The organism is Enterobacter sp. WCHEn045836 (assembly GCF_003965585.1).
GTDB lineage: Bacteria > Pseudomonadota > Gammaproteobacteria > Enterobacterales > Enterobacteriaceae > Enterobacter > Enterobacter dissolvens.
The window spans coordinates 40,446-53,237 of sequence record NZ_RXPT01000002.1; the positions used below are offsets into that span (position 1 = coordinate 40,446).

A 12,792-nucleotide genomic window follows, 5' to 3' on the forward strand; every position below is an offset into this window, starting at 1 on the left:
TAGCTATACTTATTGCTGCAGTCTCTTACATTCAGAAAGGGAGGACACATGACGACCCAGGCGCTTCAGGACAACATCCTTTTTCAGACCGGTTATCTGGTCAACGGCATTTGGAAGACGCTGGATACGACCTTTGATGTGTTGAACCCGGCTACCGGTGACGTTATCGCCAGAGTGGCGAAAGCGGGTAAAGCAGAAACCGAAGAAGCTATTGCTGCTGCCGTGAAAGCTTTCCCGGCATGGCGGGCCAAAACCGCGAAAGAGCGCTCGACTATCCTCTATCGCTGGTACGAACTGATTATTGAGCACAAAAGCTGGCTTGGTCGGTTAATGACCACCGAACAGGGCAAACCCCTGAAAGAAGCCGAAGGTGAGGTGGAGTACGCCGCCAGTTTTATTCAGTGGTTTGCCGAAGAGGCCAAGCGCGCTAACGGTGAAATTATTCCGCCGATCAAGCCGGGGTCCCGCATTCTGGCTACCCGTGAACCTGTTGGCGTGGTGGCAGCGATCACGCCGTGGAACTTCCCGATGGCCATGCTCACCCGCAAACTAGGTCCGGCACTTGCTGCGGGCTGTACCGGGGTGATTAAACCGGCCAATAACACCCCACTCAGCGCCTTTGCGCTCCTCACGCTGGCGAAACAGGCCGGTGTGCCGGATGGGGTGCTCAACGCCGTGGCAGGTAATACGCATGAGATCAGCGACGCGATTATGGCGAGCCATGAGGTGCGTAAAATCTCGTTTACCGGCTCCACTTCCGTCGGCAAAACGCTGGTGCGTAACGCCGCGGAGACCATGAAAAAAGTCTCTATGGAGCTGGGGGGAAATGCCCCGTATATCGTGTTTGAGGATGCGGACATTGATGCTGCCGTCAAAGGGGCAATCGCCAACAAATTCCGTAATGCTGGACAAGTCTGCGTCAGCGTTAACCGCTTCTATATTCAGGAAACCGTCTACGACAAGTTTGTGAACAAACTGGCCGATGCGGTGAACGCGCTGAAGGTGGGAAATGGTCTGGAGGACGGTGTGGTCGTAGGCCCGCTGATTGAACCCTCCGCAGTGAACAAAGTGCGTGAGCACGTTGAGGATGCGGTTGCCCGTGGAGCAACGGTCCTGGCGGGCGGCAAACCGCACCCGCTTGGCGGCAATTTCTGGATGCCCACCGTGCTGGGCGACTGTCATGAAGGCATGAAACTGGCAGAAGAAGAGACGTTTGGTCCCGTTGCAGCCTGCTTCCGTTTCACTTCTGAAGATGAAGTCATCCAGCGCGCCAACAACACGCCATATGGTCTGGCGGCTTACTTCTATACTCAGAATCTGTCGCGCGTGTTCCGTGTGTCGCAGGCGATCGAAAGCGGGATGATCGGGATTAACGAGTGCGCCGTCTCCACGGAGCTTGGCCCCTTCGGAGGAGTAAAAGAGTCTGGCCTGGGCCGTGAAGGGTCCGTGCTGGGGCTGGAAGAGTATCTGGAAGTCAAAACCCTGCATATCGGCGGATTATAATAGACAGGGCGGCATCTGCCGCTCGCCTGGACTGGGTGGCTGGCAATGAAAACCTATACCTTTGATTTTGACGAGATCGATAGTCAGGAAGACTTCTATCGTGAATTTATCCGGGTGTTTGATCTTGAACGGGAAAGCGTCACGAATCTGGATACGTTGTGGGATGTGGTAACCGGCAGTCAGTTGCCTTTACCGCTGGAGATAGAGTTTATCCATCTGCCTGAGAAACTGCGCAGACGCTTTGGTGCACTGATTTTATTGTTTGATGAAGCGGAAGAAGAGCTGGAAGGGCAGTTGCGTTTCAACGCGCGCCAGTGATTAATCAAAAAAAGCCCCTGACCAGCGAGGCCAGGGGCAAGTCGTATGATGAGATACGACGAGGGTTTATTTATACAGTTCTGCCGTCGCATGCCAGTGGTCACCCTGATTCAGTTCGGTGACGCGATAGCTGCTGGCGCCTGCTTTTTCAGCTTTTGCGGCCAGTTCCTGACGGATATCCATCGGAGAGCCGGTGACAGATGTCACGGAGATACTACCCATAGACTGCAGATTCTGCGCCTGGTCGGCATTCACCTGCTGAACGGCTGCGCTTGCACCGAAAGAGAGAACCGATGCCAGACCGAGGGTTGCGATGATTAATTTGCTTTTCATAGTCTTTGCTCCTGAAGAGGTTTTTGCTCAACGGCGAGAAGGGTTGAACTGCTATTTTTATGCCTGGTGCCGTTGAGGGAGATTTTCGTCTTTTGCTATTACTAAAACTTATTTGTACAGCTCAGCGGTCGCGTGCCAGTGGTCACCTGAACGCGCTTCAATGATGCGATAGGATGATGCACCCTGTTCTTCCGCTTTTTTGTTCAGCATTTCACGCATATCCATTGGAGACGTGCCGATCGCGCCGACAGAAACCGTACCGATAGCCTCACGGGATTGCGCCTGGTCGGCATTGATGGAGTCCGCTGCGAAAGCACCGAATGACAGGACAGACAGGACGCTCAGCGCCGCTACAGTAGTTTTGATTTTCATGATTCTTTACCTCGTCGAATTTTTAGTGGGGTCTTTGTTTCGTGACCCTCATCACAAAATCAAGTATACACTAATAACGGTAAAAATTAATACCAGACTAATTGTTTCACGGGTAATTACGCGTTAAACAGCGCCATTTTTATAACCAAACTGCATAATGTTGGTCGATTTTTGTTCACATTGATGAGTTATATCTAAGAAAATCATATGGATATTTGATTTTGATTTTTTGTGCGATTTTTTGATTTACCATTCACTGGATGAATGTTAATGGGTGGTAAAAAGCACTATTTGTCAAATCAGGGACAGAAGAAAGCAGGGGAAAACGCAGCGGGGGCAGAATGAACCCCGTAACGGTGCTACGGGGCTAGAGAGGACTACAGCTCCTGTTCGAACAGAACCAGGATTGCCTCGTGGAGATCTTTCACGGAAAAACCGTTAGCCGGGGTGGTAAAGATGGTGTCGACACCGGCGATGGTGCCGAGGATACCTTCCGTTTTACCTAAAGAGTCCAGCATGCGGGCAATCAGCTGTGCGGCGCCAGGGCTTGTGTGGATCACCACAACGGCGTCGTTATGGTCGATATCCAGAACCAGGTTCTTCAGCGGGCTGGAGGTTGTCGGCACGCCAAGTTCAGCCGGCAGGCAATAGACCATCTCCATTTTGGCGTTACGGGTACGCACCGCGCCAAACTTGGTTAACATGCGGGAGACTTTCGACTGGTTGATGTTATCGAAGCCTTGTTCCTGCAACGCCTGAACAATTTCTCCCTGAGAACTGAATTTCTCTTCTTTGAGTAGCGCTTTAAACGCCTTTACTAATTCTTCTTGCTTAGACGAGCTTCGCATAAGTCACCCGGAATATGACGATAGAAACAACATTATTATGCATGTGGATGAATTTTTATGCAAATTATCTACCAGGCAGTAGCCTGAAATAATGTTATGAAAGGGAGTGATTTTATCAGATTTCGTTATCAGAAAACATGCCTGGGTCACGCCACGCAAATAAGCTTAAAAGTAAATTAAATGTTATCAAAATGATGTTGTTTTGGTGGCGTGGCAGGGTGTATTGTAACCACCTCTTAATTCGTTGCCGTCTGTTGTCAGAGAGTCTTCTGGTGAGAGATAAAGTCGCGTGACCTCAAATTCTTTAGCTACGAAAATTGTAATTAATTACCTGCTGAATTAAGGTCGCCGCAACGGATTTACAGATACTTAAGTTAACCATAATAAGGAGTTTAGGATGAAAGTCGCAGTCCTCGGCGCTGCTGGTGGTATCGGCCAGGCGCTTGCCCTACTACTGAAAACCCAACTGCCTTCAGGCTCAGAACTCTCCCTGTACGATATTGCTCCGGTAACCCCAGGTGTGGCGGTTGACCTGAGCCACATCCCGACAGCTGTAAAAATCAAAGGCTTTTCCGGTGAAGACGCGCGTCCTGCGCTGCAGGGTGCTGACGTTGTGCTGATCTCCGCTGGTGTGGCGCGTAAGCCAGGCATGGATCGTTCAGACCTGTTCAACGTCAACGCAGGCATCGTGAAAAACCTGGTGCAGCAGATCGCTGAAGTTTGTCCGAAAGCGTGCATCGGTATCATCACCAATCCGGTGAACACCACGGTCGCTATCGCGGCGGAAGTGCTGAAGAAAGCGGGTGTTTACGACAAGAACAAACTGTTCGGTGTGACCACGCTGGATATCATCCGTTCTAACACCTTCGTTGCTGAGCTGAAAGGCAAGCAGCCTACGGAAGTGGAAGTGCCGGTCATCGGCGGTCACTCTGGTGTCACTATTCTGCCTCTGCTGTCGCAGATCCCAGGCGTGAGCTTCACCGAGCAGGAAGTGGCTGACCTGACCAAACGTATTCAGAACGCAGGCACCGAAGTGGTGGAAGCGAAGGCGGGTGGCGGTTCTGCAACGCTGTCTATGGGCCAGGCGGCTGCACGTTTCGGTCTGTCACTGGTTCGTGCGCTGCAGGGCGATAAGGGCGTGGTTGAATGCGCTTATGTAGAAGGCGATGGCGAACACGCGCGCTTCTTCTCTCAGCCGCTGCTGCTGGGTAAAAACGGTATTGAAGAACGTAAGCCAGTTGGCACGCTGAGCGCGTTTGAACAACACGCGATGGAAGGCATGCTGGATACGCTGAAAAAAGATATCACCCTGGGCGAAGAGTTCGTTAACAAGTAACACGAACCTTCTTCCGCAGGCCGGGTAAGCGTTAGCGCCACCCGGCAAAAAAAACCGAAGCACTGGCTGGCTTCGGTTTTTTTATGGCTGTCAGTTGGTGGCCGGGTATTCCTGAATGGTGACCTGAATCGTCAGCTTCTTATCGTTACGCATGACTTCAACAGGGATGATAGAGCCAGGGCGGATCTCCGCAACCTGGTCCATTGTCTCCAGCGCCGATACCGCCGGTGTGCCGTTCACCGACAAAATGACATCATTAACCTGAATACCCGCGTTAGCTGCCGGGCCGCCAGGCGCCACCTCGTTGACCACAATCCCCTGAATCTGATCGATACCGCCACCCTGGGTATGCATGGGGGCAATCTCACGACCGCCAATCCCGATATAACCGCGGATGACACGGCCGTCGCGGATCAGCTTATCCATAATCTTGGTAGCCAACTGGAACGGAATGGCAAAGCCAATTCCTTCCGGCGTTTCGCCATCGTTACTTTTATCGAACGAAAGGGTGTTGATGCCCATCAGCTCGCCCAGGGAGTTGACCAGCGCACCGCCGGAGTTTCCGTGGTTGATGGAGGCATCGGTTTGCAGGAAGTTCTGCCGTCCCGATGGATTCAGACCGATTCGACCGGTGGCGCTGATGATACCCTGGGTGATGGTCTGGCCCAGGTTGTAAGGGTTGCCGATAGCCAGAACCACGTCGCCAATATGAGGAGTACGTTTACGGTTAATCGGAATAACCGGCAGCCCGCCGGTGGCGTTGATCTTCAGTACCGCCAGGTCGGTCAGGCTGTCAGAACCCACCAGCAAGGCCTCAAACACGCGGCCATCCTGAAGCGCAACGATGATCTGGTCCGCATCGTTAATCACATGTTTGTTGGTAATAATGTACCCGCGATCGTCCATAATCACGCCGGAGCCGAGGGTGCGGATCTCCAGCTGGTTATGGGCGGAACTGTTGAGGCCGCGATTATAGACGTTAACCACAGCGGGTGCGGCACGGCGAACAGCCTGATTATAGGTAGCAGGCGTTTCATCCGTGCTGTCAAACTGAGGCGCCGACAGCTTGTTGAACTGGCGTAAAGACGGCATGGCCGCTAACAGCAGGGCTGCAACAATCAAACCGATGGCAATTGAACGAAAGAGCTTTAAAAGCATGATGCGCGTGTCGTTAAAAAAGGAACGATTTGCAGCATAACATGAGTTATCCCGGACATCACACGCAGCGGTGATACCCGGGATCGCACATGCTTAGCGCAACAGAATATAGATAGACTCGTTGCCGCGCATGATTTGCAGGGCAATGACCGTTGGTTTACTTTCCAGCACTTTGCGCAGCTCAGCAATGGATTGCACGCGCGTGCGATTCACGCCGATGATCACATCATCCTGATGCAATCCTGCCTGTGCAGCAGGGCTGCTTTTCTCGACGGTATCAATGCTGATGCCTTTTGTCCCGTCTTTCAGTTGTCCGTCGCTAAGGGTCGCGCCCTGCAGTGCCGGTGCGATTAGCTCCGCGCTGGCAGAGGAGGATGTGCTCTTATCCAGGGTTACTTCCACGTTCAGCGGCTTGCCGTCACGAATCAGACCCAATTTCACTTTGGCGCCCGGTTCAGTGGTGGCAATTCGTGAACGCAGCTCTGCAAAGCTGCTCAGCGGCTTGTCATTCAGGCTGACGATCACATCGCCCGATTTAATGCCCGCTTTGGCCGAGCCGGAGTTTGGCAGCACTTCACTGACGAACGCACCACGCTGCACGTTGATATTGAACGCTTTTGCGATATCGGCGCTCATCTCCATCCCTTTAATACCCAACAGCCCGCGTTTGACTTCGCCAAACTGGATAAGCTGTTGTGCCAGCGTTTTGGCCATGTTGCTGGGGATAGCAAAACCAATCCCGATACTGCCGCCGCCCGGGGCCAGAATTGCCGTGTTAATGCCAATCAGCTCACCGTTAAGGTTCAGCAGCGCACCGCCGGAGTTACCGCGGTTAATTGAGGCGTCGGTCTGGATAAAGTTTTCCAGCCCTTCCAGGTTCAGACCGCTGCGGCCCAGCGCAGAGATGATCCCGGAGGTGGCTGTTTGTCCTAAACCAAAGGGGTTACCCACGGCAACGGCAAAGTCGCCGACGCGCAGTTTGTCGGAGTCTGCGATGGCAATCTGCGTCAGGTTGCTCGGGTTCTGCACCTGCAAAAGCGCAATATCGCTCTGATCATCGCCACCAATCAGTTTGGCATCAAATTCCCGGCCATCATTCAACTGCACGCTGATTTTATCGGCCTGACTGATGACGTGGTTGTTGGTCAGAATATAGCCTTTGGCCGCATCAATAATGACGCCAGACCCCAGCCCTTCAAAAGGCTGAGCCTGCTGGTCGGGAGACTCATCGCCAAAATATTTTTTCAGTTCTTCAGGTACGCGCTGGCTTTGTACTGCCGTTCCCTCTACCTGCACGCTAACCACTGCAGGCAACACTTTGTCCAGCATGGGGGCGAGGCTCGGAATAGCCGTCTGGCCCGGCACCTGCGAAGGAAGGGCGGCCAGGGCAGGGAAGGACGCCGAGAGAGATAACCCGACACTTAACGCTAACGCGCTCAACAGCTGGTTCTTTTTCTTCATCGATGCTGACTCTCGTAACCTGGAGTAAAGGAAAAAACGGGCCCAAAAACATGTTGATGTTATTGAATTTTAAACCGCTGAACAATGAGGTGTTTAACTAAATAATAGCTGGGGTCAGGAAGAAAGGACGGGCGCAATCGCTGCGCCCGTAAAATAAATTCAGGTTGTGCGATTAATCGCGTTTTACACCGCCGCGCAGCAGGCCGGACGCGCCATCAGAATAGTCGCGAGGCATCTGAACAGGGGCCTGATCGTTACCGGCCTCAGAGTCTGCCAGACGGTTGCGGAACGGGTTGGTTTCCGCGGTCATTTCCGGCAGCAGGCTGCTGGAGCTTTTTGCCATGTGCTGATACAGCTGGCGATAGTCGGTTGCCATGTTGTCCAGCAGCTCGGCGCTACGGGCAAAGTGGCTGACCAGCTCTTCGCGATACTCTTCCAGCTCGGCTTTGTTCTTTTCCAGTTCGTATTGCAGTGACTGCTGCTGACGCAATTTGCGATTACCGAAACGCATGGCCACAGCACCGATCACGATGCCGACGACTAAACCGATTAGCGCATATTCCCAGGTCATGAACTTCTCCCGTTGTCTTGTTGTTCCGTAGGGTGTTGGCTCGGCTCCTGCCTGTGCCTGATATTGCCACTATAACCGCTATTTCTGCAGAAGTGGAATCCTGACGTATCATCGCGTAGTGTAGAACGGCCTTTTTTTCATCAGTCACGCCTGCTGATGAGGTTTAATTGAAGGAATAACAACAAGATTATGCAAAACCTGTCCCCCGCATCGCGATATCAACTGGCCCTGGACGAGGGCTCACATCAGCCGGATGACGTTCAACGTGAAGCGGTTAACCGTCTGGATACGATTTATCAGGAACTCACGGCAAAACCTGCTGAGGCAGGGCAGAGCGGTGGGCTGAAGGCGGCATTGGGTCGGCTGCTTGGCAAAAAAGAGCAGCAGGCTAACCCTCCCGTGCGCGGTTTATATATGTGGGGTGGTGTCGGGCGCGGGAAAACCTGGCTGATGGATCTCTTTTATCAGAGCCTGCCGGGTGAGCGAAAACAGCGTCTGCACTTCCACCGCTTTATGCTGCGGGTGCATGAAGAGCTGACGGCGCTGCAGGGCAAAAGCGATCCGCTGGAGATTGTGGCTGACAGATTTAAGGCCGAAACGGACGTCCTCTGTTTCGATGAGTTTTTTGTTTCGGATATTACCGATGCCATGCTGTTGGGCGGCCTGATGAAAGCGCTGTTCGCCCGCGGGATCACGCTGGTCGCCACCTCGAATATTCCGCCGGATGAGCTGTATCGTAACGGCCTCCAACGGGCGCGTTTCCTGCCTGCCATTGATGCCATCAAACAACATTGTGACATTATGAACGTTGATGCGGGCGTGGATTACCGTTTGCGCACGCTGACCCAGGCGCACCTGTGGCTCTCGCCGCTGAACGCAGAGACTACCCGCCAGATGGATAAACTCTGGCTGGCGCTGGCCGGGGCAAAGCGCGAAAACGCGCCGACGCTGGAGATTAACCATCGTCCGTTGCCAACGCTTGGCGTGGAAAATCAAACGCTGGCGGTCTCTTTCTCTACGCTCTGCGTCGATGCCCGCAGCCAGCACGACTACATCGCCCTTTCGCGCCTGTTCCACACGGTGATGCTGCTGGATGTCCCCGTCATGACACGTTTGATGGAGAGCGAAGCGCGGCGCTTCATTGCGCTGGTGGACGAGTTTTACGAGCGCCACGTCAAGCTGGTGGTGAGCGCCGAGGTGCCTTTATATGAGGTGTATCAGGGGGAACGTCTGAAGTTTGAGTTCCAGCGCTGCCTGTCGCGCCTGCAGGAGATGCAGAGCGAGGAGTATCTGAAGCTGGAGCATATGCCTTAAATGCTACCCTCTCCCCGTGGGAAAGGGGCTGGGGGTGAGGGCACCAGACCGCAAAAACTCGCCCCCCGAAAAACCCATTCCAAATCACATTTAAGGGTCGATCTTTGACCTCAACTTCTCTATAATCTTGCGACCCCACGTTACGAGAAGGTTTTTTTCCCGAAACTTTCTATGTGTCGGCATGAGCTATTCGAAGGGGTAGGTTTGCCGGACTTTGTCGTGTGAACCTCAACTGACTAAACGTTTGGGTGTTCACCAACGTGTAACTTATTATTTGGGTAAGCTTTTAATGAAAACTTTTACAGCTAAACCAGAAACCGTACAACGCGACTGGTATGTTGTTGACGCGACCGGTAAAACTCTGGGCCGTCTGGCTACTGAACTGGCTCGTCGCCTGCGCGGTAAGCACAAAGCGGAATACACTCCGCACGTTGATACTGGTGACTACATCATCGTTCTGAACGCAGAAAAAGTTGCTGTAACCGGCAACAAGCGCGAAGACAAAATGTACTACCACCACACTGGCCACATCGGTGGTATCAAAGAAGCGACCTTTGAAGAGATGATTGCTCGCCGTCCTGAGCGTGTGATTGAAATCGCGGTTAAAGGCATGCTGCCAAAAGGCCCGCTGGGTCGTGCTATGTTCCGTAAACTGAAAGTTTACGCAGGTAACGAGCACAACCACGCGGCACAGCAACCGCAAGTTCTTGACATCTAATCGGGATTATAGGCAATGGCTGAAAATCAATACTACGGCACTGGTCGCCGCAAAAGTTCCGCAGCTCGCGTTTTCATCAAACCGGGCAACGGTAAAATCGTTATCAACCAGCGTTCTCTGGAACAGTACTTCGGTCGCGAAACTGCCCGCATGGTAGTTCGCCAGCCGCTGGAACTGGTTGATATGGTAGAAAAACTGGATCTGTACATCACCGTTAAAGGTGGTGGTATCTCCGGTCAGGCAGGTGCGATCCGTCACGGTATCACCCGCGCTCTGATGGAGTACGATGAATCCCTGCGTTCTGAACTGCGTAAAGCTGGCTTCGTTACTCGTGACGCTCGTCAGGTTGAACGTAAGAAAGTGGGTCTGCGTAAAGCACGTCGTCGTCCACAGTTCTCCAAACGTTAATCATTTTCTGCTCACGCAGAACGATTGGCGAAAAACCCGCTTCGGCGGGTTTTTTTATGGATAATGCTCAGGTTATCCACAATATCAATGCATATATCTCCTCTTTTTCCACATTTCCAGAATCCCCTCACCACAAAGCCATCAAAATCTGGTAAACTATCATCCAATTTTCTGCCCAAATATCGGTGAATACTCGATTTTTGTTCGATTCTTGAACAATGTGTCTTCTCGGGGATGGGCGCTACATCATCTGGCTGGCCCCACCGGGCCGGTAGCAGTAAAAATTCTGAATATACCTGGAGGTTTTCATGGCTGTCGCTGCCAACAAACGTTCGGTAATGACGCTGTTTTCTGGTCCTACTGACATTTATAGCCATCAGGTTCGTATCGTGCTGGCCGAGAAGGGTGTCAGTTTTGAGATCGAGCATGTGGAAAAGGATAACCCACCTCAGGATCTGATCGATCTCAACCCGAGCCAAAGTGTACCAACGCTGGTGGATCGCGAGCTGACCCTGTGGGAATCCCGTATCATTATGGAATACCTGGATGAGCGTTTCCCGCATCCACCGCTGATGCCTGTTTACCCTGTTGCGCGTGGTGAAAGCCGCCTGTACATGCAGCGTATCGAGAAAGACTGGTACACGCTGATGAACGTGATCGTAAACGGCTCTGCCGCTGAAGCGGACGCTGCGCGTAAACAGCTGCGTGAAGAGCTGCTGGCGATTGCCCCGGTGTTCGGCCAGAAACCGTTCTTCCTGAGCGATGAATTCAGCCTGGTGGACTGCTATCTGGCACCCCTGCTGTGGCGTCTGCCAACACTTGGCGTTGAGTTCAGTGGCCCAGGTGCAAAAGAGCTGAAAGGTTATATGACCCGCGTCTTTGAACGCGACTCCTTCCTGGCATCCTTAACTGAACCGGAACGTGAAATGCGTCTCGGCCGAGGCTAATGACTGTGGAAATGTCACAACTTTCACCACGCCGTCCGTATCTGCTGCGCGCCTTCTATGAATGGCTGCTGGACAACCAGCTCACGCCGCACCTGGTTGTGGATGTGACGCTGCCGGGCGTGCAGGTTCCTATGGAATATGCACGCGACGGACAAATTGTATTGAACATTGCGCCACGTGCGGTGGGTAACCTGGAGTTGGCCAACGACGAAGTCCGCTTTAATGCGCGTTTTGGCGGTGTGCCGCGTCAGGTTTCTGTGCCGTTGGCTGCTGTGCTGGCAATCTACGCGCGTGAAAACGGTGCGGGGACGATGTTTGAGCCGGAAGCGGCTTACGACGAAGACGTTGCCAGCCTGAATGACGACGATGCAACCGAAGAACGCGAAAGCGATACGGTGATGTCTGTTATTGACGGCGACAAACCCGATCATCAGGATGATAACGATCCGGATGACGATCCGCCACCACGCGGCGGGCGTCCGGCGCTACGTGTCGTGAAATAATTCAACAGGCCCAACGGGCCTGTTTTGCTTTGTGTCCTTTTTCGCCCCCTCTTGTTCCTGTGTTATGATGAATTGTTCTTCTTCAATGGCACCGGATTGCAATGAAACCGACTGATCTTAAAGCTGAAAACTCTGATGAACCTCTTGGGCGCAGCCTGCGTCGTCGACCGCTGACGCGCAAAAAACTGTCCGATATGGTGGAAGAAGAGCTGGAGCAGATGATCCGCCGAAAAGAATTTGCACAGGGAGAGCAATTGCCCTCTGAGCGTGAGCTGATGGAGTTCTTTAATGTGGGCCGGCCCTCGGTGCGGGAAGCGCTGGCGGCACTAAAGCGTAAAGGACTGGTACAGATTAACAATGGTGAACGTGCTCGCGTCTCCATTCCTTCTGCTGATACCATCATCAGTGAATTGTCGGGCATGGCGAAAGACTTCCTGACTCAGCCAGGCGGCATTGCCCACTTTGAGCAGCTCCGTTTGTTCTTTGAATCCAGCCTCGTTCGTTATGCCGCCGAATACGCGACTGACGATCAGATTACGCAGCTGACGAAAGCCCTGGAGATCAATAGCCAGTCTCTGGATGACAATACGCTGTTTATTCGATCCGATGTCGATTTTCACCGCGTACTGGCGGAGATCCCCGGCAATCCGATCTTCAATGCGATCCACGTTGCGCTGCTCGACTGGTTAATAGCGGCACGCCCTAAAGTGCCGGATGCAGAGCTTTATCAGCATAATGAAGCCAGCTATCGCCAGCATATCGCGATAGTTGATGCGATCCGCCGCCGCGATCCCGATGAAGCCGATCGGGCGTTGCAAACCCACCTCAACAGCGTTTCAGCCACCTGGCACGCTTTCGGACAGTACGCCAAAGCCAACAAATAACGATCCTTTAGTGAAGTCGATCGCAATATAAACGATCTGGTCATCACTGCTGCTTAATTGATCTGGTATAACAGGTATAAAGGTATATCGTTATTATTGACTCACCCAATCTGGAGGT

Annotated in this window: 15 protein-coding genes; 9 read left to right on the top strand and 6 right to left on the bottom strand. The window is 52.9% G+C overall.

Annotation, left to right across the window (positions count from 1 at the left end):
• Window positions 1-48: 48 nt before the first annotated feature.
• Window positions 49-1,503: an NAD-dependent succinate-semialdehyde dehydrogenase gene (locus tag EKN38_RS02565; RefSeq protein ID WP_014833484.1), complete on the top strand. Its 1,455-nt coding sequence runs from the start codon at window positions 49-51 to the stop codon at window positions 1,501-1,503.
• A gap of 45 nt (window positions 1,504-1,548) precedes the next feature.
• Window positions 1,549-1,821 carry a barstar family protein gene (locus EKN38_RS02570; RefSeq protein WP_014833483.1) on the top strand — a complete coding sequence of 91 codons (273 nt, stop codon included), beginning with the start codon at window positions 1,549-1,551 and terminating at the stop codon, window positions 1,819-1,821.
• Between the two features lie 66 nt (window positions 1,822-1,887).
• On the opposite strand, the gene yhcN (EKN38_RS02575) is transcribed toward EKN38_RS02570, so the two are convergent.
• From yhcN (EKN38_RS02575) to argR, 3 genes are all read right to left on the bottom strand, one after another.
• Window positions 1,888-2,154 carry a peroxide/acid stress response protein YhcN gene (yhcN, locus tag EKN38_RS02575; protein WP_014833482.1) on the bottom strand — a complete coding sequence of 89 codons (267 nt, stop codon included), beginning with the start codon at window positions 2,152-2,154 and terminating at the stop codon, window positions 1,888-1,890.
• A gap of 108 nt (window positions 2,155-2,262) precedes the next feature.
• Window positions 2,263-2,526, bottom strand: coding sequence for a peroxide/acid stress response protein YhcN (gene yhcN / locus EKN38_RS02580; protein ID WP_014833481.1), 264 nt, complete (start codon window positions 2,524-2,526; stop codon window positions 2,263-2,265).
• A 377-nt stretch (window positions 2,527-2,903) separates the two neighbouring features.
• Window positions 2,904-3,374 (bottom strand): transcriptional regulator ArgR, encoded by a 471-nt coding sequence (gene argR / locus EKN38_RS02585; RefSeq protein WP_126521613.1) that lies wholly within the window; start codon window positions 3,372-3,374, stop codon window positions 2,904-2,906.
• Window positions 3,375-3,771: 397 nt separating this feature from the next.
• Between argR and mdh the strand changes: the two genes are divergently transcribed.
• Entirely contained in the window at window positions 3,772-4,710 is a 939-nt protein-coding gene (gene mdh, locus EKN38_RS02590) for a malate dehydrogenase (protein ID WP_014833480.1), read from the top strand.
• A gap of 90 nt (window positions 4,711-4,800) precedes the next feature.
• On the opposite strand, the gene degS is transcribed toward mdh, so the two are convergent.
• The 3 genes from degS to zapG form a co-directional block, all read right to left on the bottom strand.
• Window positions 4,801-5,868 (bottom strand): outer membrane-stress sensor serine endopeptidase DegS, encoded by a 1,068-nt coding sequence (degS, locus tag EKN38_RS02595; protein ID WP_046889017.1) that lies wholly within the window; start codon window positions 5,866-5,868, stop codon window positions 4,801-4,803.
• Between the two features lie 93 nt (window positions 5,869-5,961).
• Window positions 5,962-7,329: a serine endoprotease DegQ gene (gene degQ, locus EKN38_RS02600; RefSeq protein WP_014833478.1), complete on the bottom strand. Its 1,368-nt coding sequence runs from the start codon at window positions 7,327-7,329 to the stop codon at window positions 5,962-5,964.
• Between the two features lie 172 nt (window positions 7,330-7,501).
• Window positions 7,502-7,900 carry a Z-ring associated protein ZapG gene (gene zapG / locus EKN38_RS02605; protein WP_008502832.1) on the bottom strand — a complete coding sequence of 133 codons (399 nt, stop codon included), beginning with the start codon at window positions 7,898-7,900 and terminating at the stop codon, window positions 7,502-7,504.
• A gap of 189 nt (window positions 7,901-8,089) precedes the next feature.
• Here zapG and zapE point away from each other — a divergent pair, with 189 nt between their 5' ends.
• The 6 genes from zapE (at window position 8,090) to nanR (ending at window position 12,674) form a co-directional block, all read left to right on the top strand.
• Entirely contained in the window at window positions 8,090-9,214 is a 1,125-nt protein-coding gene (zapE, locus tag EKN38_RS02610) for a cell division protein ZapE (protein WP_014833477.1), read from the top strand.
• 289 nt (window positions 9,215-9,503) lie between these two features.
• Window positions 9,504-9,932, top strand: coding sequence for a 50S ribosomal protein L13 (rplM, locus tag EKN38_RS02615; protein WP_013098967.1), 429 nt, complete (start codon window positions 9,504-9,506; stop codon window positions 9,930-9,932).
• Window positions 9,933-9,947: 15 nt separating this feature from the next.
• Window positions 9,948-10,340 (top strand): 30S ribosomal protein S9, encoded by a 393-nt coding sequence (gene rpsI, locus EKN38_RS02620; RefSeq protein WP_000829818.1) that lies wholly within the window; start codon window positions 9,948-9,950, stop codon window positions 10,338-10,340.
• A 308-nt stretch (window positions 10,341-10,648) separates the two neighbouring features.
• Window positions 10,649-11,287, top strand: a complete 639-nt coding sequence (gene sspA, locus EKN38_RS02630) for a stringent starvation protein SspA (protein WP_014833476.1) — start codon at window positions 10,649-10,651, stop codon at window positions 11,285-11,287.
• Window positions 11,288-11,292: 5 nt separating this feature from the next.
• Entirely contained in the window at window positions 11,293-11,790 is a 498-nt protein-coding gene (sspB, locus tag EKN38_RS02635) for a ClpXP protease specificity-enhancing factor (protein WP_014833475.1), read from the top strand.
• A 101-nt stretch (window positions 11,791-11,891) separates the two neighbouring features.
• Window positions 11,892-12,674, top strand: a complete 783-nt coding sequence (gene nanR / locus EKN38_RS02640) for a transcriptional regulator NanR (protein ID WP_126521617.1) — start codon at window positions 11,892-11,894, stop codon at window positions 12,672-12,674.
• The last annotated feature ends 118 nt before the right edge of the window (window positions 12,675-12,792 follow it).

What these genes read in the sequence shown, in the direction of transcription:
- EKN38_RS02565 (WP_014833484.1), top strand. Translation starts at nt 49, where the DNA reads ATGACGACCCAGGCGCTTCAGGACAACATCCTTTTTCAGACCGGTTAT.
- EKN38_RS02570 (WP_014833483.1), top strand. Translation starts at nt 1,549, where the DNA reads ATGAAAACCTATACCTTTGATTTTGACGAGATCGATAGTCAGGAAGAC.
- yhcN (WP_014833482.1), bottom strand. Translation starts at nt 2,154, where the DNA reads ATGAAAAGCAAATTAATCATCGCAACCCTCGGTCTGGCATCGGTTCTC.
- yhcN (WP_014833481.1), bottom strand. Translation starts at nt 2,526, where the DNA reads ATGAAAATCAAAACTACTGTAGCGGCGCTGAGCGTCCTGTCTGTCCTG.
- argR (WP_126521613.1), bottom strand. Translation starts at nt 3,374, where the DNA reads ATGCGAAGCTCGTCTAAGCAAGAAGAATTAGTAAAGGCGTTTAAAGCG.
- mdh (WP_014833480.1), top strand. Translation starts at nt 3,772, where the DNA reads ATGAAAGTCGCAGTCCTCGGCGCTGCTGGTGGTATCGGCCAGGCGCTT.
- degS (WP_046889017.1), bottom strand. Translation starts at nt 5,868, where the DNA reads ATGCTTTTAAAGCTCTTTCGTTCAATTGCCATCGGTTTGATTGTTGCA.
- degQ (WP_014833478.1), bottom strand. Translation starts at nt 7,329, where the DNA reads ATGAAGAAAAAGAACCAGCTGTTGAGCGCGTTAGCGTTAAGTGTCGGG.
- zapG (WP_008502832.1), bottom strand. Translation starts at nt 7,900, where the DNA reads ATGACCTGGGAATATGCGCTAATCGGTTTAGTCGTCGGCATCGTGATC.
- zapE (WP_014833477.1), top strand. Translation starts at nt 8,090, where the DNA reads ATGCAAAACCTGTCCCCCGCATCGCGATATCAACTGGCCCTGGACGAG.
- rplM (WP_013098967.1), top strand. Translation starts at nt 9,504, where the DNA reads ATGAAAACTTTTACAGCTAAACCAGAAACCGTACAACGCGACTGGTAT.
- rpsI (WP_000829818.1), top strand. Translation starts at nt 9,948, where the DNA reads ATGGCTGAAAATCAATACTACGGCACTGGTCGCCGCAAAAGTTCCGCA.
- sspA (WP_014833476.1), top strand. Translation starts at nt 10,649, where the DNA reads ATGGCTGTCGCTGCCAACAAACGTTCGGTAATGACGCTGTTTTCTGGT.
- nanR (WP_126521617.1), top strand. Translation starts at nt 11,892, where the DNA reads ATGAAACCGACTGATCTTAAAGCTGAAAACTCTGATGAACCTCTTGGG.